The sequence below is a fragment of the Arthrobacter sp. MP_M4 genome, assembly GCF_035984855.1.
Taxonomy (GTDB): Bacteria; Actinomycetota; Actinomycetes; order Actinomycetales; family Micrococcaceae; genus Arthrobacter.
In genome coordinates this window covers 64,781-82,837 of the sequence record NZ_JAXCHX010000016.1, presented here as the reverse complement: position 1 = coordinate 82,837, position 18,057 = coordinate 64,781, and the positions used below count along the sequence as shown (strand labels likewise).

Annotated in this window: 15 protein-coding genes; 8 read left to right on the top strand and 7 right to left on the bottom strand. The window is 66.3% G+C overall.

Features of this window, described 5'->3' with window-relative positions; all coding sequences use genetic code 11:
- Positions 1–90: 90 nt before the first annotated feature.
- Complete coding sequence (locus RCH15_RS12715; protein ID WP_326961029.1) at positions 91–2,025, bottom strand: FAD-binding monooxygenase; 1,935 nt, start codon at positions 2,023–2,025, stop codon at positions 91–93.
- 244 nt (positions 2,026–2,269) lie between these two features.
- Here RCH15_RS12715 and RCH15_RS12710 point away from each other — a divergent pair, with 244 nt between their 5' ends.
- The 7 genes from RCH15_RS12710 (at position 2,270) to RCH15_RS12680 (ending at position 9,523) form a co-directional block, all read left to right on the top strand.
- Positions 2,270–3,808, top strand: a complete 1,539-nt coding sequence (locus tag RCH15_RS12710; protein ID WP_326961028.1) for a fumarylacetoacetate hydrolase family protein — start codon at positions 2,270–2,272, stop codon at positions 3,806–3,808.
- On the top strand, positions 3,801–4,487 hold the full coding sequence (locus RCH15_RS12705; protein ID WP_326961027.1) for a GntR family transcriptional regulator: 687 nt from the start codon (positions 3,801–3,803) through the stop codon (positions 4,485–4,487). The genes RCH15_RS12710 and RCH15_RS12705 overlap by 8 nt, the downstream gene beginning before the upstream one ends.
- Before the next feature lie 9 nt (positions 4,488–4,496).
- Positions 4,497–6,011, top strand: a complete 1,515-nt coding sequence (gene hpaE / locus RCH15_RS12700; RefSeq protein WP_326961026.1) for a 5-carboxymethyl-2-hydroxymuconate semialdehyde dehydrogenase — start codon at positions 4,497–4,499, stop codon at positions 6,009–6,011.
- 34 nt (positions 6,012–6,045) lie between these two features.
- Positions 6,046–7,134: a 3,4-dihydroxyphenylacetate 2,3-dioxygenase gene (gene hpaD / locus RCH15_RS12695; RefSeq protein WP_326961025.1), complete on the top strand. Its 1,089-nt coding sequence runs from the start codon at positions 6,046–6,048 to the stop codon at positions 7,132–7,134.
- 2 nt (positions 7,135–7,136) lie between these two features.
- Entirely contained in the window at positions 7,137–7,922 is a 786-nt protein-coding gene (gene hpaH, locus RCH15_RS12690; protein WP_326961024.1) for a 2-oxo-hept-4-ene-1,7-dioate hydratase, read from the top strand.
- Positions 7,907–8,719: an HpcH/HpaI aldolase family protein gene (locus tag RCH15_RS12685; RefSeq protein ID WP_326961023.1), complete on the top strand. Its 813-nt coding sequence runs from the start codon at positions 7,907–7,909 to the stop codon at positions 8,717–8,719. The genes hpaH and RCH15_RS12685 overlap by 16 nt, the downstream gene beginning before the upstream one ends.
- Positions 8,720–8,860: 141 nt before the next feature.
- On the top strand, positions 8,861–9,523 hold the full coding sequence (locus tag RCH15_RS12680; RefSeq protein ID WP_326961022.1) for a dihydrofolate reductase family protein: 663 nt from the start codon (positions 8,861–8,863) through the stop codon (positions 9,521–9,523).
- Between the two features lie 4 nt (positions 9,524–9,527).
- Here RCH15_RS12680 and RCH15_RS12675 read toward each other — a convergent pair whose 3' ends face one another.
- The 5 genes from RCH15_RS12675 to RCH15_RS12655 form a co-directional block, all read right to left on the bottom strand.
- Entirely contained in the window at positions 9,528–9,944 is a 417-nt protein-coding gene (locus RCH15_RS12675; RefSeq protein WP_326961021.1) for a heat shock protein transcriptional repressor HspR, read from the bottom strand.
- A 15-nt stretch (positions 9,945–9,959) separates the two neighbouring features.
- Entirely contained in the window at positions 9,960–10,943 is a 984-nt protein-coding gene (locus tag RCH15_RS12670) for a DnaJ C-terminal domain-containing protein (RefSeq protein WP_326961020.1), read from the bottom strand.
- Positions 10,944–11,175: 232 nt separating this feature from the next.
- The gene (locus tag RCH15_RS12665; RefSeq protein WP_326961019.1) at positions 11,176–11,850 is read right to left on the bottom strand and encodes a nucleotide exchange factor GrpE; all 675 of its coding nucleotides are present in this window, start codon (positions 11,848–11,850) and stop codon (positions 11,176–11,178) included.
- Positions 11,851–11,852: 2 nt separating this feature from the next.
- Positions 11,853–13,724: a molecular chaperone DnaK gene (gene dnaK, locus RCH15_RS12660; RefSeq protein ID WP_326961018.1), complete on the bottom strand. Its 1,872-nt coding sequence runs from the start codon at positions 13,722–13,724 to the stop codon at positions 11,853–11,855.
- Positions 13,725–13,982: 258 nt separating this feature from the next.
- A complete protein-coding gene (locus RCH15_RS12655; protein ID WP_326961017.1) occupies positions 13,983–14,381 on the bottom strand; it encodes a hypothetical protein in 399 nt (132 codons plus the stop codon).
- Positions 14,382–14,627: 246 nt separating this feature from the next.
- Here RCH15_RS12655 and RCH15_RS12650 point away from each other — a divergent pair, with 246 nt between their 5' ends.
- Complete coding sequence (locus RCH15_RS12650; RefSeq protein ID WP_326961016.1) at positions 14,628–15,584, top strand: NAD-dependent epimerase/dehydratase family protein; 957 nt, start codon at positions 14,628–14,630, stop codon at positions 15,582–15,584.
- A gap of 24 nt (positions 15,585–15,608) precedes the next feature.
- On the opposite strand, the gene RCH15_RS12645 is transcribed toward RCH15_RS12650, so the two are convergent.
- Positions 15,609–17,831, bottom strand: a complete 2,223-nt coding sequence (locus tag RCH15_RS12645; RefSeq protein ID WP_326961015.1) for an MMPL family transporter — start codon at positions 17,829–17,831, stop codon at positions 15,609–15,611.
- Positions 17,832–18,057 lie beyond the last annotated feature (226 nt).

Genomic DNA, 18,057 nt, shown 5'->3' with positions numbered 1-18,057 from the left:
GACCTCTTAGTCGTTCGGTGTGTGTGGTAACCACCAACCTAAGAGGTCTTCACCCTTTCACCGTGCAACCAACGTCCTGGCCGAGTACACCTAGCCTGCGTGGTCCTGGAGTTCGGGAACGCGGGTGCCCGCCTGAAGGAGAGGCGCGAAAAACGCACCGAGCTCAGCGGTCGCCGTCAGCGGCAGGACATTGGCCACGTACTGGTCAGGGCGCACCACCACCACCACGCCGCTGCGGTTGAGGCCGCGCAGTTCGAAGATGTCCGCGGCCGGATCGGTGGCGTAGACCTTCTCGTAATCGGTGAGCTGGAAGGGCCCCACCTGCGGCTTGAACGCGGGAGGCACCGCGCCGATGTCGACGCTTGTATGCTCCTGCTGGTAAATGACCTTTACGTCGAACCACGCGTCCCGGTCGGCACCTTCGGGGGTGGCAGCGAGGGGCGAGTCCGGCGCGTTCGCGATCCAGTCGGCGAACGCGGCAACGGGCGACGCACCCCCCCGCTCGGCCGCTTGAGGCGCAGCGGCGTCGGCGAAGACGTAGATGCGCCACCGGCCGTCCGCCGTTGCGTGGTGGCCCAGGTGCATCGGGTTGGTGTCGCAGACCCGCACCACGGATGCGGACTTGAAACGCTTGCCGATGGGGAAGCCGGCGGCGAGGTCTTGATGTACGGGCGCGGCGATGAGCATGGAGGGTGAGTACTGGGTCATGAAACCGGCGGGGAACTCTGCCGTGCTCACGTAAAAGTCCTCAAGCTCCGAGGGACTCTTGAACTCCTCCGGCTTTTTCGCCATGAGGGTGGACCACTCCTTGTCGAAGTCGATAAGGTTCTTCGCGATGACCTGGCGCTCCGCAGAGTAGGTGGAGAGCAGGCTTTCCGGGCTGCGGCCCTCCAGCACGTGCCCGAGTTTCCAGCCCAGATTGAAGCCATCCTGCATGGAGACGTTCATGCCCTGGCCTGCTTTGGCGCTATGCGTGTGGCACGCGTCGCCGGTAATGAACACCCGCGGCGTCCGGGTGCCGCGCTGGTCCGGAAGGACGTCGTCGAACCGGTCGGTGAGGCGGTGTCCCACCTCGTAGACGCTGTGCCAGGCCACGTTGCGCACGTCGAGGGTGTACGGGTGAAGGATCTCGTTCGCCTGGGCGATGATCTGCTCAATGGTGGTGCTGCGCACGGCTCCGTTGTCGTTGGGATCAACTTCCCCGAGGTCGACGTACATGCGGAACAGGTAGCCGCCCTCGCGCGGAATCAGGAGGATGCTGCCGCCGGTGCCGGACTGGATGGCGCACTTCGTCCGGATGTCCGGGAAATCCGTGACGGCGAGGACATCCATGACACCCCAGGCGTGGTTGGCCTGATCGCCTGCGAGGGTGCAACCGATCGCATCCCGCACCCGGCTCCTGGCACCGTCCGCACCGATAACGTATTTGGCCCGGACGGTGCGCTCCTGACCGAGTTCGGGGCCGGCCGTGTGGACGAGGGTGACGGTGACGGGGTACTCCCCCTCGTCGGCGACGGTCAGGCTCCGGAACTCATAGCCGTAGTCAGCGCTCATGCGGGTGGGAGCGTTCGCCATGAATTCGCTGAAGTAGTCGAGCACGCGGGCCTGGTTGACGATCAGGTGTGGGAACTCGCTGATGCCGGTCGTGTCATCCTTGGCCCGGGCGGACCGGACGATCCGGGACGGATCGGCGGGGTCCGGCTTCCAGAACGCCATTTCGGTGATGCGGTATGCCTCGGAAATGATCCGTTCGGCGAAGCCGAAGGCCTGGAAGGTCTCGACGCTGCGGGCCTGGATGCCGTCGGCCTGGCCGATGGGGAGCCGCCCGCCGCGGCGCTCGACAATCCGGGTGGTGATGCCCGGGAACTGCGACAGCTGAGCCGCTGCGACCGCCCCCGCAGGACCGGAACCGACGATGAGCACGTCGACCTCGTCCGGAAGTTGCGTGGGCCGATCGATCCCGACGCCGGCGGCCGGCTGGATACGCGGGTCACCGGATACGTAACCGTGATGGTGGAACTGCACGGGCTTTCCTCACTTCGTTGTGTGGCGGACCGACGCCGTCGCTTCGCTCGAACCTGGATCCACTGCGTGTTCGATAATGGAACGCAACGTTCAATTATAGAACTTCCTGTCCCAGCAGAACTGTACGCAGTTATGACTTGGGTTACAAGAGCGGCCATCAATGCAGCCTTCGCAGGGGTTGACGATCGCCCCTTCCCGGGTGATAGTTTTCGTATACGATTTCGTACTCGATGAGGAGTAATTCTTGGAACAGGTCACCGACCGCATCCTGGCCGCGGCCCGCAAAGTCATCGCGGTCCACATCAACTACCCCAGCCGGGCAGCCCAGCGAGGCCGCACCCCGGTGCAGCCGTCGTACTTCCTGAAGCCATCTTCCTCCCTGGCTTTGAGCGGTTCAACGGTGGAGCGTCCGCTGGGCTGTGAGCTCCTCGGTTTCGAGGGCGAGATCGCCTTGATCATCGGCAAACCGGCCCGCCGCGTCAGCGTGGAGGACGCCTGGAGCCACGTCGAGTGGGTCACGGCCAGCAACGATCTCGGTGTCTACGATCTCCGCTACGCCGACAAGGGCTCCAACCTCCGGTCCAAGGGCGGCGACGGCTTCACCCCGGTCGGCCCGGGACTGATCGCCGCGGACGCTGTGGAACCCAACAACCTGCGGATCCGCACCTGGCACAACGGCGCCCTGATCCAGGACGACACCACCGCGGACCTGCTATTCCCGTTCGCCCGGCTGGTCGCCGACCTTTCGCAGCTGTTGACCCTCGAAGAGGGCGACATCATCCTGACCGGAACCCCCGCCGGGGCAACGGTGGCCACGCCGGGCGACGAAGTCGAGGTGGAAGTCAGCACCCAGGGCGCCGACGGCCCGGCGGCGGGAAGCACAACAATTCCCGCGCTCTCCACGGGCCGTCTGATCACCCGGGTGGCGGAAGGCACGACGCCGTTCGCGGACTTTGGCGCGCAGCCTAAAACCGACGACCTCCAGCGGGAGGAAGCGTACGGCTCGCGGGAAGCCGCCGGGCTCCCCGCCACCGGCGCCGACGCGGAACCCGGCGTGTTGGCCGCCGCCGTCGGACCTGTCCTGAGCCCGGAGTTGAAGGCAAAACTGGAAAGCGTCTGCACCGCCACCCTGTCCTCCCAGCTGCGCAAGCGGGGCCTGAACAACGTCAGCATCGACGGCCTCACTTCCACCCGCCCGGAGAAGCGCATCGTGGGCCTGGCCCGGACCCTGCGCTACGTGCCCAACCGCGAAGACCTCTTCAAAACCCACGGCGGCGGCTTCAATGCCCAGAAAAAGGCAATCGACTCCGTCAATAAGGGCGAGATCCTCGTCATGGAAGCCCGCGGCGAAAAGGGCACCGGAACCATCGGCGACATCCTGGCGCTCCGCGCCCAGGTCCGCGGCGCCGCCGCCGTCATCACCGACGGCGGTGTCCGCGACTTTTCCGCGGTGGCTGCCCTGGACATGCCAACCTACTACGCCAACCCGCACCCGGCAGTCCTCGGCCGCCGGCATATTCCGTGGGACACCGACATCACCATTGCCTGCGGCGGAGCCACAGTGCAGCCCGGGGACATCATCGTGGCGGACGCAGACGGCATCCTGGTGATCCCGCCGGCACTGGCCGAAGAACTTGCCGACGATTCCCTCGCCCAGGAACGCGAGGAGACCTTCATCGCCGAAATGGTGCAGCAAGGCCACAGCGTGGACGGCCTCTACCCCCTGAACACCCAATGGCGGACCCGCTATGACAAGTGGGAAGCCGGCACAGCCCATGACTGACACACTCAGCGCCGCGGGCACATCCGCCGGGAGCAAGTCCGAGCAGGCCTACGCGGCGGTCAAGGCGCGGATCGTGGACGGCACCTACTCCCCGGGATACCGGCTGGTGCTCGCCAAGATCGCCGAGGACCTGGGCGTCAGCGTGGTGCCGGTCCGGGAAGCCATCCGGCGGCTTGAGGCCGAGGGCCTGGTGACCTTCGAGCGGAACGTCGGGGCCACCGTCTCCGGGATCGACCCCACCGAATACCTCTACACGATGCAGACCCTCAGCATCGTTGAAGGCGCCGCGACGGCGCTGTCCGCTCCGTTGATCGGGGAGGCCGACGCGGCCCGGGCCCGGGCCGTGAACACCGAGATGCGCGAGTGCCTCACGCATTTCGACCCCGTCAGGTTCACAAAGCTGAACCAGGACTTCCACAGCATCCTGTTCGAGCACTGCCCCAATCCGCACATCCTGGACCTGGTCCACCGGGGCTGGAACCGGCTGGCCTCTCTCCGGTCCTCCACGTTCCGCTTCGTTCCCCGCCGCGCCCATGAATCGGTGGACGAACACGAGGCGCTGCTGCAGCTCATCGAATCCGGTGCCAGCGCCGACCACATCGAAAAGGCCGCCCGCCTCCACCGCTCCGCCACCCTGGACGCCTACCTCGCCCAAAGCAATTCGTTGCAAGACCGATAAGGAAAAACAATGACGTTCACCGCCGAAGAAGCCACCGCCCATCATGTTCCGCAGGACCTGACCACCCATATCCAGCACTACATCAACGGCGCATTCGTTGACTCCGTCGGCGGCGAGACCTTCGATGTCCTGGATCCGGTGTCCAACACCACGTACGCCACGGCCGCCGCCGGGCAGAAGGAGGACATCGACCTCGCCGTCGCCGCTGCCCGGGAAGCGTTCGTCAACGGCCCGTGGCCGAAGATGAAGCCGCGCGAGCGGGCCCGCGTCCTGAACAGGATCGCCGATGCCGTCGAAGCCCAGGAGGCCCGGCTCGCCGAGCTGGAAACGTTCGACACCGGCCTGCCCATCACCCAGGCCAAGGGCCAGGCGCTGCGCGCCGCGGAGAACTTCCGTTTCTTCGCGGACCTGATCGTGGCGCAGTTCGACGACGCCATGAAGGTCCCCGGCGCCCAGATCAACTACGTCAACCGCAAGCCAATCGGCGTCGCCGGGCTCATCACCCCCTGGAACACGCCCTTCATGCTCGAGTCCTGGAAACTGGCGCCGGCGCTGGCCACCGGCAACACCGTGGTCCTGAAGCCGGCCGAATTCACGCCGCTGTCCGCCTCATTGTGGGCGCAGATCTTCAAGGACGCAGGGCTGCCCGACGGCGTGTTCAACCTGGTCAACGGCCTCGGCGAGGAAGCCGGCGACGCCCTGGTCAAGCACCCCGATGTCCCCTTGATCTCCTTCACCGGGGAAACCACCACCGGCCAGACCATCTTCCGCAACGCCGCGGAGAACCTCAAGGGCCTCTCCATGGAGCTCGGCGGCAAGTCCCCGTGCGTCGTGTTCGCGGACGCGGACCTGGACGCTGCAATTGATTCGGCCTTGTTCGGGGTCTTCTCGCTCAACGGCGAACGCTGCACGGCCGGCTCCCGGATCCTGGTGGAACGCGCGGTGTACGAGGAGTTCTGCGACAAATACGCGGCCCGAGCGAAGAACATCGTTGTCGGCGACCCGCACGACCCCAAAACCGAGGTCGGCGCCCTGGTCCACCCGGAGCATTATGCCAAGGTGGCCCGGTACGTGGAGATCGGCAAGTCCGAGGGCCGGCTGCTGGCCGGCGGCGGCCGCCCGGACCACCTCCCGGAAGGCAACTACATTGCGCCCACGGTGTTCGCCGACGTCGCCCCGGACGCACGGATCTTCCAGGAGGAGATCTTCGGCCCCGTCGTCGCCATCACCCCGTTCGATTCCGACGAGGAAGCCCTCGCCCTCGCGAACAACACCAGGTACGGTCTGGCGGCATACATCTGGACCCAGAACCTCACCCGGGCGCACAACTTCTCCCAGAACGTCGAAGCCGGAATGGTCTGGCTCAACAGCCACAACGTCCGCGACCTCCGCACGCCGTTCGGCGGGGTCAAAGCTTCCGGCCTCGGCCACGAGGGCGGCTACCGTTCCATCGACTTCTACACCGACCAGCAGACCGTCCACATCACCCTCGGTACCGTCCACACGCCCAAATTCGGCGCCTGACCCGCGCATCCGTCCTCAACGAAGAGAGCACACCATGACCAATCTTGTCCCCACCCCCACTGTCCCGGCCCCCGACATCGTCCGCTGCGCCTACATGGAGATCGTCGTCACCGACCTCGCGCAATCCCGCGCGTTCTACGTTGATCTCCTGGGCCTGCACGTCACCGAAGAGGATGAAAACAACATCTACCTGCGGTCCCTGGAAGAGTTCATCCACCACAACCTTGTGCTGCGCAAAGGCCCCATTGCCGCCGTTGCCGCCTTCGCCTACCGGGTGAAATCCCCCGCCGAAGTGGATGCCGCAGAGGCCTACTACAAGGAACTCGGCTGCCGCACCGAACGCCGCAAGGAGGGTTTCACCAAGGGCATCGGCGACTCTGTCCGGGTGGAGGATCCGCTGGGTTTCCCCTACGAATTTTTCTACGACGTGGAGCACGTCGAACGGCTCACCCAACGGTATGACCTCTACAGCGCCGGCGAACTGGTCCGGCTGGACCACTTCAACCAGGTCACCCCGGACGTGCCGCGCGGCCGCGCCTACCTGGAGGACCTCGGCTTCCGAGTCTCCGAGGACATCCAGGACTCCGACGGCGTCACCTACGCTGCCTGGATGCACCGCAAGCAGACCGTCCACGACACCGCCCTGACCGGCGGCAACGGCCCGCGCATGCACCACGTCGCCTTCGCAACGCACGAGAAGCACAACATCATCCAGATCTGCGACAAGATGGGCGCCCTGCGCATCAGCGACCGGATCGAACGCGGCCCCGGCCGGCACGGCGTGTCCAACGCCTTCTACCTCTACATCCTCGACCCGGACGGCCACCGCATCGAGATCTACACCCAGGACTACTACACCGGCGACCCGGACAACCCCACCATCACCTGGGACGTCCACGACAACCAGCGCCGCGACTGGTGGGGCAACGCTGTGGTGCCCAGCTGGTACACCGAGGCCTCCCTGGTCCTGGACCTGGACGGCAACCCGCAGCCGGTGATCGTCCGTGCGGAAAAGAGCGAGATGGCCGTAACGGTGGGCGCCGACGGCTTCTCCTACACCCGCAAGGACGAGGACGGCCATCGCGGGGAAAAGACCGGCTTCAAGCTCGGGGCGCAGCTGTAACCATGCTGGATACCAGGACAATTGAGGCGATCGCCGACGAGCTGCTGGAAGCCGGCCGCAGCCGCACCCCTATTCCCCGCCTGACCGCCCGCTACCCGGAGATGACGGTGGAGGACTCCTACGCCGTCCAGCAGCTGTGGCGCCGGCGCAACGAGGACGCCGGACGGACCCTGGTGGGCCGCAAGATCGGCCTGACCTCCCGGGCCATGCAGGCGGCCACCGGCATCACCGAACCGGATTACGGTGCCATCTTCGATGACATGGTGCTGGAAACGGGCTGCTCCGTGGAATGGGAAAAGTACACCCATCCCCGCGTGGAGGTGGAACTGGCGTTCGTGCTGAAGAAAGACCTCGCCGGGCCCGGCTGCACCATCTTCGATGTGCTGAACGCCACGGACTACGTCGTTCCGGCCTTGGAGATCCTGGATTCCCGGATCGAGATGGAAGGCCGGACCATCGTGGACACCATCTCGGACAATGCAGCCATGGGCGCGATGGTGATCGGCGGCAACCCCGTCCGTCCCGACGCCGTCGACCTGCGTTGGGTGTCAGCCATTCTGTACAAGAACCAGACGGTCGAGGAGACCGGGGTCGCGGCGGGGGTCCTGGACCATCCGGCGAATGGTGTGCACTGGCTGGCCAACAAGATCGCCCCCCATGGGGACAGTCTGAAGGCCGGAGACATCATCCTCGCCGGGTCCTTCACCCGCCCCCTCTGGGTCTACAAGGGCGACACCATCCATGCCGACTACGGACCGCTGGGAGTCGTCACATGCCGCTTCGACTAGACGCCACGTTCCGGGACGCCCTGCGCAACCAATCCGGCGCTGCCGGCCGCCCGCTGGCGGGCATGTGGGTGTGTTCCGGCAGCCCCCTGGTAGCCGAACTCTGCGCCGGCTCCGGCCTCGACTGGCTGCTGGTGGATGCCGAACACAGCCCCAACGGGCTGGAATCCATCCTGGCCCAACTGCAGGCCATCAACGGCTACCCGGTCCACACCCTGGTCCGCCCGCCCGTCAACGACACCGTGGTGATTAAGCAGTACCTCGATTTGGGCGTCCAGAACCTGCTGATCCCCATGGTGAATTCCGCCGCCGAGGCGGAGGCGGCCGTGGCAGCCACGCGGTACCCGCCCCACGGAGTGCGCGGTGTCGGGTCCGCACTGGCCCGGGCGGCCCGCTGGAACCGCGTTCCCGGCTATCTGGCCACGGCCAGTGAAACCATCAGCGTCACGGTGCAGATCGAATCGGGAACAGCCGTTGACTCGGTGGAGGACATCCTGCGGGTGGACGGCGTCGACGCGATCTTCCTGGGACCTTCCGACCTCGCCGCGTCCCTGGGTCTGCTGGGCCAGCAGGAACACCCCCGGGTGCGCGCCGCCGTCGAGCACTGCCTTGCTGCCGCCACGGCGGCCGGGAAACCGGCCGGGGTGAACGCGTTCGCCCCGGCCACTGCGCACGGCTACCTGGCCGCCGGCGCGTCGTTCGTGCTGGTCGGCGCGGACGTGGCGTTGCTGGCCCGCGGCTCGGAAGCTCTTGCCGCCGAATACATCCGGCCCGACGGCGGAGGCACGGCCAGCTACTGAGGAGCATGCACCGCCCTGAAACTCCTTGCGGGTTACCAGCAGCCTGCGCTACGGTCGGCGCATCGATTGCAGACTGCGTGCGGTTGAGGCCGGCCGTTCCGCGCGTCTCCTCCCGCGCCCGGCCACGAGCAAGGGAGCCCCATGTCACTCGTCCGCGTTCACAACTTCTCCGTCTCGGTCGACGGTTTCGGCACTGGTGAGGGACAGCAGCTGGACGCGCCCTTCGGGCACGCCGGGACTCGCCTGCTCGAATGGGCCCTGCCGACGCGCACCTTCGGGCAGTTAGGCTTCCATGGCGGGGAGGAGGGCTCCAACGGTATCGATGAAGTCTTTGCAAGCCGATGGGCCACCGGCATCGGCGTGGAGATCATGGGCCGCAACAAGTTCGGGCCTCAGCGCGGCCCATGGGCCGATGAGGAATGGCAGGGCTGGTGGGGCGACAACCCGCCCTTCCACACCCCCGTGGTCGTCCTGACCCACCACCCCCGCCCGGCGCTGACCATGAACGGCGGCACCACGTTCCACTTTGTGGACGCCGAACCCGCCGCGGCGCTTGAGCAGGCACGCGCCCTCGCCGGGGACCTCGACGTGCGAATCGGCGGCGGCGTCACCACTATCCGCCGGTTCCTCGAGGCCGACCTGATCGACGAGATGCACATTGTCCTTGTACCGCTCCTGCTCGGCCGGGGCGAACGGCTCTGGGACGGCCTCGAAGGACTCGAGCAACGCTTCGACATCGAGGCGGCGCCATCACCCAGCGGTGTCATCCACCTGACCTTCGCCCGGCGCGGCCCAACCGCCTAGGTCCTCAGGTGCGCGGCCGCCAGACGACCACGGCCTGGGAGCGGGCGCGGGGGCGCTTGCCGCGGACGAGGCTGACGACGTCTCCCGCCGTTCCGGCAGCGAAGATGCGGGAGTCCAGGGCGCGCGGGCGGCGTTCGATTTCCTCGCTCAGCTCGGCGACGCGCCGCTGAAGGGCCGCCACCTGGTTCTCCAACTGGAGGATCCGTTTGATGCCTTCAAGGGAGACGCCTTCCTGCGAGAGGCGCTGCACCTCGCGGAGCATATTGACGTCCCGCTGGGAATACCGGCGAGACTTGCCCGGGGCCCGGCTGGGCGAGACGATGCCCAGCCGGTCGTACTGCCGCAGCGTTTGGGGGTGCATGTCCGCCAGCTCCGCCGCGACGGAGATGACGAAGATCGGCTGCTCGTAGTCGATGGCCATGGCAGGCATCCGTCCCTAGAGCCGGGCCTTGGCTGCCAGCTCAGCGCGGACGTCCTCGCCGGTGGTCGCCGCGGCGAACGCCTTGACGGCCTCCTCGGCTTCCTTGTTCAGCTTCCGCGGGACGGCGACGTCGATGGTCACCAGGAGGTCCCCGGTGGCTTTGGCATGCTTCACGCCGCGGCCCTTGACCCGAAGGGTTCGGCCCGACGCCGTTCCGGCCGGAACGCGCACCCGGACTTTGTCACCGTCTATGGTCGGAACATCGATGTCCGAGCCCAGGGCTGCCTCCGGAAAGGTCACCGGAACGTGGATGCGCAGGTTGTCGCCGTCACGGACATAAAAGTCATGCGGCTTGACCGAGACGGTGACCATGAGGTCCCCGTACCCGGCCGGACCGTGCTGGCCCTTGCCGCGGACACGGACTTTCTGTCCGTCCTTGATGCCGGCCGGAACGCGGACGTCGATCACTTCGCCGTCCGGTTCACGCAGGCCGATGGTGGTGCCACGGATGGACCCGGCAAAGGAAATGGTGGTGGACGCGGTCCGGTCCGCACCTTTCTGGGGTGCGCGCTGGAAGGACTGGCCGCCGCCGAAGCCACCGCCGCCAAAGAGGTCGGCGAATTCGGGGGGAATACCGCCGGAGGTGTTGTATCCGCCGGGCTGGCGTCCCCCGCCGCCGCCGGTGAAGAGGCCGCCGAAGAGGTCCTCGAATCCGGCTCCGCCGGCAGTTCCACCGCCTCCGCCAGGGGCGAAGCGGGCGCCGCCGCCCATGGCCCGGATGGCGTCGTACTGCTGGCGCTCATCGGCATCGGACAGCACGGAGTAGGCCTCGGAGATGTCTTTGAACTTCTTCTCCGACGCGGCGTTCCCCGCGTTGGTGTCCGGATGGTGCTGCCGCGCGAGCTTCCGGTAAGCCTTCTTGATGTCGGCGTCGGAAGCGTCCTTGGCGATTCCAAGGATCTTGTAAAAGTCCTTGTCCACCCAGTCCTGGCTAGCCAATGGCGTTTCCTTTCAAATACAAAACAATTGAGGCGAGACTACCGGTGAGCGCCGACGCGGACGAAGGGGGTCCATTCACATGAGGCGAACAACGAGCCGGCGCGGAGGCCGGATAGGGGGCGGCGGTGTGCCTACCGCGCTGGGCCCACGGCTGCTCCCGACGCGAGCTTGCGAGCGTCGGGAGCAGCCGTGGACGGGCACCGCCCCCTATCCGGCGTCGCGCCGGAGGTAGCTACGCCGGGACAGCCACGATGACCTGGGCTGCCCGCAGAACCCGGTCCCCGCTCTTGTAGCCGGAACGCAGGACCTGGCTGACGGTGTCGATCTCGACGTCCGTGCCGGGCTGCTGGATGAGGGCCTCGTGGATTGTGGGGTCGAACTCCACGTTGGTCTCATCAATGCGCACCAGGCCGTACGTCTTCAGCGCGTTCTCCAGCTTGGCGGCGATCGCGGCGAACGGTCCGTCCGTGAGATCACCGTGCTGGCGGGCGGCGTCGACGTCGTCCAGTACCGGGAGCAGGGCGTTAAGGACGCCGATGACGGCCATTTCCCCTGCCACGGCACGGTCGCGTTCGACGCGCTTGCGGTAGTTGACGTACTCGGCCTGCAGGCGGCGCAGGTCATTCCTGAGCTCCTCCGCCTCCGCGCCGTCAGCGCCCTGGGCCACGGAATCCGCGGCCGGAACCTCCACGCTGTTGAGGATGTCCTCGGCCTGGGACAGCGCGTCCCCGGATTTAGACTCCCCCGCGGCGGGGTGCTCCTGGTCGGGGTGGCGGGCCTGGCCGGTCTCCGGGTCAACCTTGCGGTTGTCGTGGATGATCGGTTTCTGCGGCTCGTTCTCCCGCTGTTCAGCGTCGCGACGGCTCTCGGAAGAACCGTGCTCTTCTTCGTTACCGTGGTGCGGCATGATTACTTCTTCTCGTCTTCGTCAACGATCTCGGCGTCGACGATGTCCTCGTCAGCTCCCGCTGCGGACTCGCCGGCGGGGGCACCTGTGGAGCCGTCGGAGCCGGCGGCGCCGTCCGGGGAACCGGCCTGGGCGTAGATGGCCTCGCCGAGCTTGGTCTGGGAAGCCTGCAGCTTCTCAAACGCGGTCTTCACCGCGGCGTCGTCGGTGCCCTCAAGGGCTGCCTTCAGGGCGTCGACGTCGGCCTGGACCTCGGTCTTGACCTCGTCCGGCAGCTTGTCGGCGTTGTCGGCGATCAGCTTGTCCACGGAGTAGGCGAGCTGCTCGGCGGTGTTGCGGGTATCGGCTGCCTCGCGGCGGGCCTTGTCCTCCGCTGCGTGCTCCTCGGCATCCCTGACCATGCGGTCAATGTCTTCCTTGGAGAGGCTGGAACCGCCCGTGATGGTCATGGACTGTTCCTTGCCGGTGCCCTTGTCCTTGGCCGAAACGTGAACGATGCCGTTGGCATCGATGTCGAAGGTGACCTCGACCTGCGGGACGCCGCGCGGAGCCGGTGCGATCCCGGTCAGCTCGAACGTGCCCAGCGGCTTGTTGTCCCGGGTGAACTCGCGCTCACCCTGGAAGACCTGGATGGCCACGGACGGCTGGTTGTCATCAGCCGTGGTGAAGGTCTCGGAACGCTTGGTGGGGATGGCCGTGTTGCGCTCGATCAGGTGCGTCATGATGCCGCCCTTGGTCTCGATGCCGAGAGAAAGCGGAGTGACGTCGATCAGGAGAACGTCCTTACGCTCGCCCTTGAGGACACCAGCCTGGAGCGCGGCGCCGACAGCGACAACCTCATCGGGGTTGACGCCCTTGTTCGGTTCCTTGCCACCGGCGAGATCCTTGACCAGGTCGTAGACCGCGGGCATGCGGGTGGACCCGCCGACCAGAACGATGTGGTCGATCTGGGACAGCTGGATGCCGGCTTCCTTGATGACGTCGTGGAACGGCTTCTTGGTGCGCTCGAGCAGGTCCTTGGTGAGGTCCTGGAACTTGGCGCGGGTCAGCTGCTCGTCCAGGTGCACCGGACCGTCGGGGGTGACGGAGAGGTACTGGAGGGAGACGTTGGTGCTGGTGGAGGAGGACAGTTCCTTCTTGGCCTGCTCTGCTGCCTCACGGAGGCGCTGCAGGGCGATCTTGTCCTTGGACAGGTCGATGCCCTTGACCTTGAGCTGGTTCAGCAGGTAATCAACGACGCGCTGGTCCCAGTCGTCGCCGCCGAGGCGGTTGTCGCCTGCGGTGGAGCGGACCTGGATGGTGGAGAAGTTGTCTTCGTCCTTGCCGACCTCGAGGAGGGAGACGTCGAAGGTTCCGCCGCCGAGGTCGAAGACGAGGATGAGTTCGTCTTCCTTGCCCTTGTCCAGGCCGTAGGCCAGGGCGGCCGCGGTGGGCTCGTTGACGATGCGCAGGACCTTGAGGCCGGCGATTTCGCCGGCTTCCTTGGTGGCCTGGCGTTCGGCGTCGTTGAAGTACGCAGGAACGGTGATCACGGCGTCCGTAACCTTTTCACCCAGGTAGGACTCGGCGTCGTTCTTGAGCTTCATGAGAATACGGGCGGAGATTTCCTGCGCGGTGTACTTCTTGTCGTCAATGGCGACGCTCCAGTCGGTACCCATGTGGCGCTTGACGGAAGCGATGGTGCGGTCAATGTTGTTGACGGCCTGACGCTTGGCGATCTCGCCAACCAGAACTTCGCCGGACTTGGAGAATGCAACGACCGACGGCGTGGTGCGTCCACCCTCGGCGTTGGCAATGACGGTGGGCTCGCCACCTTCGAGAACGGAGACGACGGAGTTCGTTGTTCCGAGGTCAATACCTACTGCACGTGACATATGTTGCGTCCTTCTTTCCTTGGAAACTCGCCTGAGTGGCTGCGGACCGCAGGGGCCCGAGGGTTATTGAGCGATCTGCACTCAACTTTACTCGGACCCCGCGCTAAGTCAATTCAAAGTTGAGCGACCTACGCTCAACTTTGAATTGACGAGCCGATAGAACGATCCCTCAGGCGGCGGTCATCCCGGAATTCCGGGGTTAATTCTGGCCGCAACCGCACTGTTGCGCGGCATTTCGCTGTTGGCGAAGTCCGCCCGTCAACGGTCTCCGCGGTGAGCTTCGCGGTCTGACTCGTCCGCCGCCTCACGCCCCGCGGGTCCGCTGTCGGCAGCTCGGCCGGTCCGGGAGTCACCGGCTGCGCCGTAGTCCCCCTCGGGATAGTCGCCTTCTTCCGAACCGACGGCAGCGGCCGCGCTGTCGCCTGCCTTCCCGTAGTCGCCCTCGGGGTAGTCGCCCTCAGGCGCGCCGACGGCGGCCGGGCTGCTGACGCCCGCATCCCCGTAGTCACCGGTGGGGTACTCTCCTTCCTCGGCTCCGGCCGGGTTCTCCCCGGTGGCACCGGCCGCGCCGTAGTCGCCCGCGACGTACTGGCCCTCTGCTGCCTGCTCTTCTTCCGGTTCTGCTGCCGTGCGGTCAAACTCGGTGTTTTCAGACATGTTTGGATCCTTCCTGGAAGCCTCGGCGCGCCCAGGCAGGCGCAGTGGCAGTCTATCGAGCGCCGCGGGCAGACAACAGGGGCCGACGCCGAGGAGACCGCGCCAGGATCCCGAAGCACAGCGGGGCCGCCCCGGGCCCTGCCAAATGCTCCCGGCGAGGCGCAGAATGTCCTCGATGGTCCGGGTTCGGAATGATCGCGGGCAGTGGCGGCGCAGCCGTGTGATAACAACGAAAGTGAGACCGCCATGTCCCAGCCTGGATCCCCCGGGGCCCCTGCCTTGTTCATCGTCACCGGCGCCGGTCCCGTCGGCTGGACGGTGGCCGAACAGCTCGCTGCAGCGGGCCGCCGGGTCCGTGTGCTTACCCGGTCCGGCAGCGGGCCCGATGACCCGCTGATCGAAAAGAAAGCTGTGGATGTGTCCGACGCGGCGCAGCTCGCCGGGCTGTTCAGGGGCGCCCAAGCCGTCTTCCACTGCATCCACGGCTCGCAGTACCGCGCGAAAACGTGGGCGAAGGAACTTCCCGGTGCCGAGGTAACGGTACTTGCCGCGGCGGGCGAAGCCGGCGCCGTCGTCGTGTTTCCGGAAAGCTTGTACTCCTACAGCCAGCCACAACAACCGATGACCGAACAAGGCCCGCGGGAAGCTCGCGGCGGCAAGCGCGGAATCCGCACCGGACTGCTGAAAGCCCGCGCAGCGTCCACGACCGATTCTGCGACCGTCGTGGCGGGCGACTTCTTCGGTCCCAGGGTCCTCGGCGCGCATGCCGGCGAGCGCATGCTCAAGCCGGTGCTGGCGGGACAACCCCTGGTGGTGATTGGACGTGCCGATCAGCCGCATTCCTTTACGTACGTGCCGGACCTCGCGGCCGCCATGATCCGGGTTGCACAGGATTCCTCACTCTGGAACCGGGTGTGGCATGCTCCCACCGGACCGGGGCTGACCCAGAGCGAGATTGCGGGAGCATTCGCCAGGGCAGCCGGCGCCCGGACCCCGCGTGTCACTGCACTGCCCGGCTGGGCGCTCAACGCTCTGGGGTTGTTATCCGCGAACATGCGCGAACTCACCGAGACTCTCTACCAGTTTGATCGCCCGTTCGTTATGGATTCGGCCGCCAGCCAATCCGCCTTGGGGCTGGCACCGACCCCCCTCGATGAAGCGGCCGCCGCCACTGTGGCCTGGTGGAGGGACCAGAGACAATGACGGCGTCCGCTGGAGTGGCAGCGGTTACCGGATGCCTGCCTCCGCAGATTCCGGTTCCGTGGCGGCGTGGCGGCCCCGCGCGGGAGTGTTGGTCCCAACGCGGCCCAGCTTGCCCGGCCACCAGATCCGCGGGCCAATGTCATAAGCCAGGGCCGGGACCAGCAGAGAGCGGACCAGGACGGTATCCAGCAGCACCCCAAAGGCGACGATGAAAGCGAGCTGGACCAGGAACATGATGGGGATGACACCCAGTGCTGCGAAGGTGGCCGCGAGGACCACGCCGGCGGAGGTGATGACACCGCCGGTTACCACGAGTCCGCGCAGGATGCCCGCACGGGTGCCGTGCTTGAGTGATTCCTCCCGGACCCGGCTCATCAGGAAGATGTTGTAGTCCACGCCCAGGGCCACGAGGAAGACGAAACCGAAGAGTGGGACGGTGGCGTCGGCTCCCGGGAATCCAAAGATGTTATTGAAGACGAAGGCCGAGACGCCCATCGCCGCACCATAGGACAGGACCACCGAGGCGACCAGCAGGACCGGGGCCAGCACCGAACGCAGCAGCAGCATCAGGATGACCAGGATGACCGCGAGGACCACGGGGATGATCGTGACGAGGTCGCGCTGGGCTGTGGTGTTGGTGTCCAGTGCGGTTGCGGTCACACCACCGACGAGGGCGCCGCTGTCGATCTGCTTCAGGTCCTGCCGGAGGACCACCACCACGCCTTCGGCCTCATTGGAGTCGGCTGCGAAGTTCAGCGTCGCGTTGATCAGGACCCTGCCGTCCCGCACCGCGGGTTCCGTGGGCGGCGCCGGGGCGCCGGGAGCGGCCGGCGCACCGGTGATGGGCGCGCCGCCGTCGGCCATCAGGTAGGCGTCCCCGACGCCGGCGGTCGCCCTCGTCTTTTCCAGCACCTCCTGGGCCTTGGCCTGGTCCGCGACGATCACCGCGGGGCTGCCGGAGCCGGCGTCGAAGTGGCGGGCCAGGGATTCCTGGCCATCGACGGCATTGGAGGCTGTGAGGATGACGGCCGTCTGTGGAACGCCGTTGGCCTTGAGTTGCAGGACACCCGCGGAAGCCACCAGGAGCAGCAACACTGAGGTGACCCAGACGATCCGGGGGCGGCGGGAGACGAGGGAACCGGTGGCGTGCCAGAGGCCCTCCTGGCCTTCGAGCCCGGTCACGAGTTCGGGCTCGCGCTCGGTCTCGGGCAGCAGCTTGGGGCGGAAGGGCCAGAACGCGGCGCGGCCCAGCAGTGCCATCAACGCGGGCAGCAGGGTCAGCGCGGCGAAGAGCGAGCACAGGATGCCCGCCGCGGCCACGGGGCCAAGGGCTTTGTTCGAGTTGAGGTCGGAGAAGAGCAGGCACAGCAGGGCAATAATGACCGTGGCGCCGGACGCCAGAATCGGCTCCCAGGCCGCCTTCCACGCAGTGAGCGCAGCTGTTGTGCGGTTGGTGGTGTGGGTCAGCGCCTCGCGGAAGCGCGCCACATAGAGCAACGCGTAGTCCGTGGCGGCGCCGATTACCAGGATGGACAGGATGCCCTGGCTTTGCCCGTTGAGCTGGATCCAGCCGAGCTTGGCCATGCCAAAGACCAGCAGGATGGCCGCGCAAAGCGCAAAGACCGAGGTGAAGAGAACGGCGATGGGCAGCAGCAGCGAGCGGTAGACGATCAGCAGGATCACGAAGACGGCGCCGAGGGCCACAAGCAAGAGAATGCCGTCAATGCCGGCGAACGCGCTCACAAGGTCCGCCGTGAGCCCGGCCGGGCCGGTCACAAAGGTTCGCATTCCCGCCGGGGCGGAAGCCTGTACCTCGTCGCGGAGTTCCTTGACGACGTCCTTCACCTCGCTGGAGGAATCGATGGGAACCACAAACTGCACCGCTTTGGCATCCTCTGACGGGATGGGGCCGATGACAGTGCTGCCGGCCTGCAGGGCTTCAAATTTGCCCTTGAGGGCAGCGGCCTCGCCGAGTTGGGCAGGAGTGAACGCCGAGTCGCTCTCGATGACAATGACGGCGGGAATTTCGTTGGAGTCCCGGAACTTCGCCTGCCAGTCCTGGGCCGCCGTCGCCTCGGCTCCGGCAGGCAGGAAGGATGCCTGGTCATTCGAGGAGACCTCGCTGAGCCGGCCAAAGGTAGGTCCGCCGATCCCGGCAATGGCCAGCCAGGTAATGACAAGCAGGACCGGGATAAGCCAGCGCAACCAGAAGGGGACGCGGGCACTGCCGTGTGGTGTCGTTTTCATGGGTCCTTCTGGTGCATGCCGGGGAAGAGTAGAATTGAGTCCATAGTAGACTATCTCCACGATGGAGATAACCCGCCCGGTTGTATTCGTCTCAACATTTCGTTGGCAATGGCTGCCGCTGCTGCGCGTCCGCTGAAGTAAACTCCGGAGGGCGCCGTCGTCGGAGTACGGGCTGCCAGGCCGAAGCAGAAAGGAAGGTCCGTTGTGAGCGTTGATCTGCCGGAAC

Bases quoted from the DNA above. Each gene is read 5' to 3' on its own strand.
- hpaE (WP_326961026.1), top strand. From the start codon at position 4,497: ATGACGTTCACCGCCGAAGAAGCCACCGCCCATCATGTTCCGCAGGAC.
- RCH15_RS12685 (WP_326961023.1), top strand. From the start codon at position 7,907: ATGCCGCTTCGACTAGACGCCACGTTCCGGGACGCCCTGCGCAACCAA.
- RCH15_RS12655 (WP_326961017.1), bottom strand. From the start codon at position 14,381: ATGTCTGAAAACACCGAGTTTGACCGCACGGCAGCAGAACCGGAAGAA.
- RCH15_RS12675 (WP_326961021.1), bottom strand. From the start codon at position 9,944: ATGGCCATCGACTACGAGCAGCCGATCTTCGTCATCTCCGTCGCGGCG.
- RCH15_RS12680 (WP_326961022.1), top strand. From the start codon at position 8,861: ATGTCACTCGTCCGCGTTCACAACTTCTCCGTCTCGGTCGACGGTTTC.
- RCH15_RS12705 (WP_326961027.1), top strand. From the start codon at position 3,801: ATGACTGACACACTCAGCGCCGCGGGCACATCCGCCGGGAGCAAGTCC.
- RCH15_RS12645 (WP_326961015.1), bottom strand. From the start codon at position 17,831: ATGAAAACGACACCACACGGCAGTGCCCGCGTCCCCTTCTGGTTGCGC.
- RCH15_RS12650 (WP_326961016.1), top strand. From the start codon at position 14,628: ATGTCCCAGCCTGGATCCCCCGGGGCCCCTGCCTTGTTCATCGTCACC.
- hpaH (WP_326961024.1), top strand. From the start codon at position 7,137: ATGCTGGATACCAGGACAATTGAGGCGATCGCCGACGAGCTGCTGGAA.
- dnaK (WP_326961018.1), bottom strand. From the start codon at position 13,724: ATGTCACGTGCAGTAGGTATTGACCTCGGAACAACGAACTCCGTCGTC.
- hpaD (WP_326961025.1), top strand. From the start codon at position 6,046: ATGACCAATCTTGTCCCCACCCCCACTGTCCCGGCCCCCGACATCGTC.
- RCH15_RS12665 (WP_326961019.1), bottom strand. From the start codon at position 11,850: ATGCCGCACCACGGTAACGAAGAAGAGCACGGTTCTTCCGAGAGCCGT.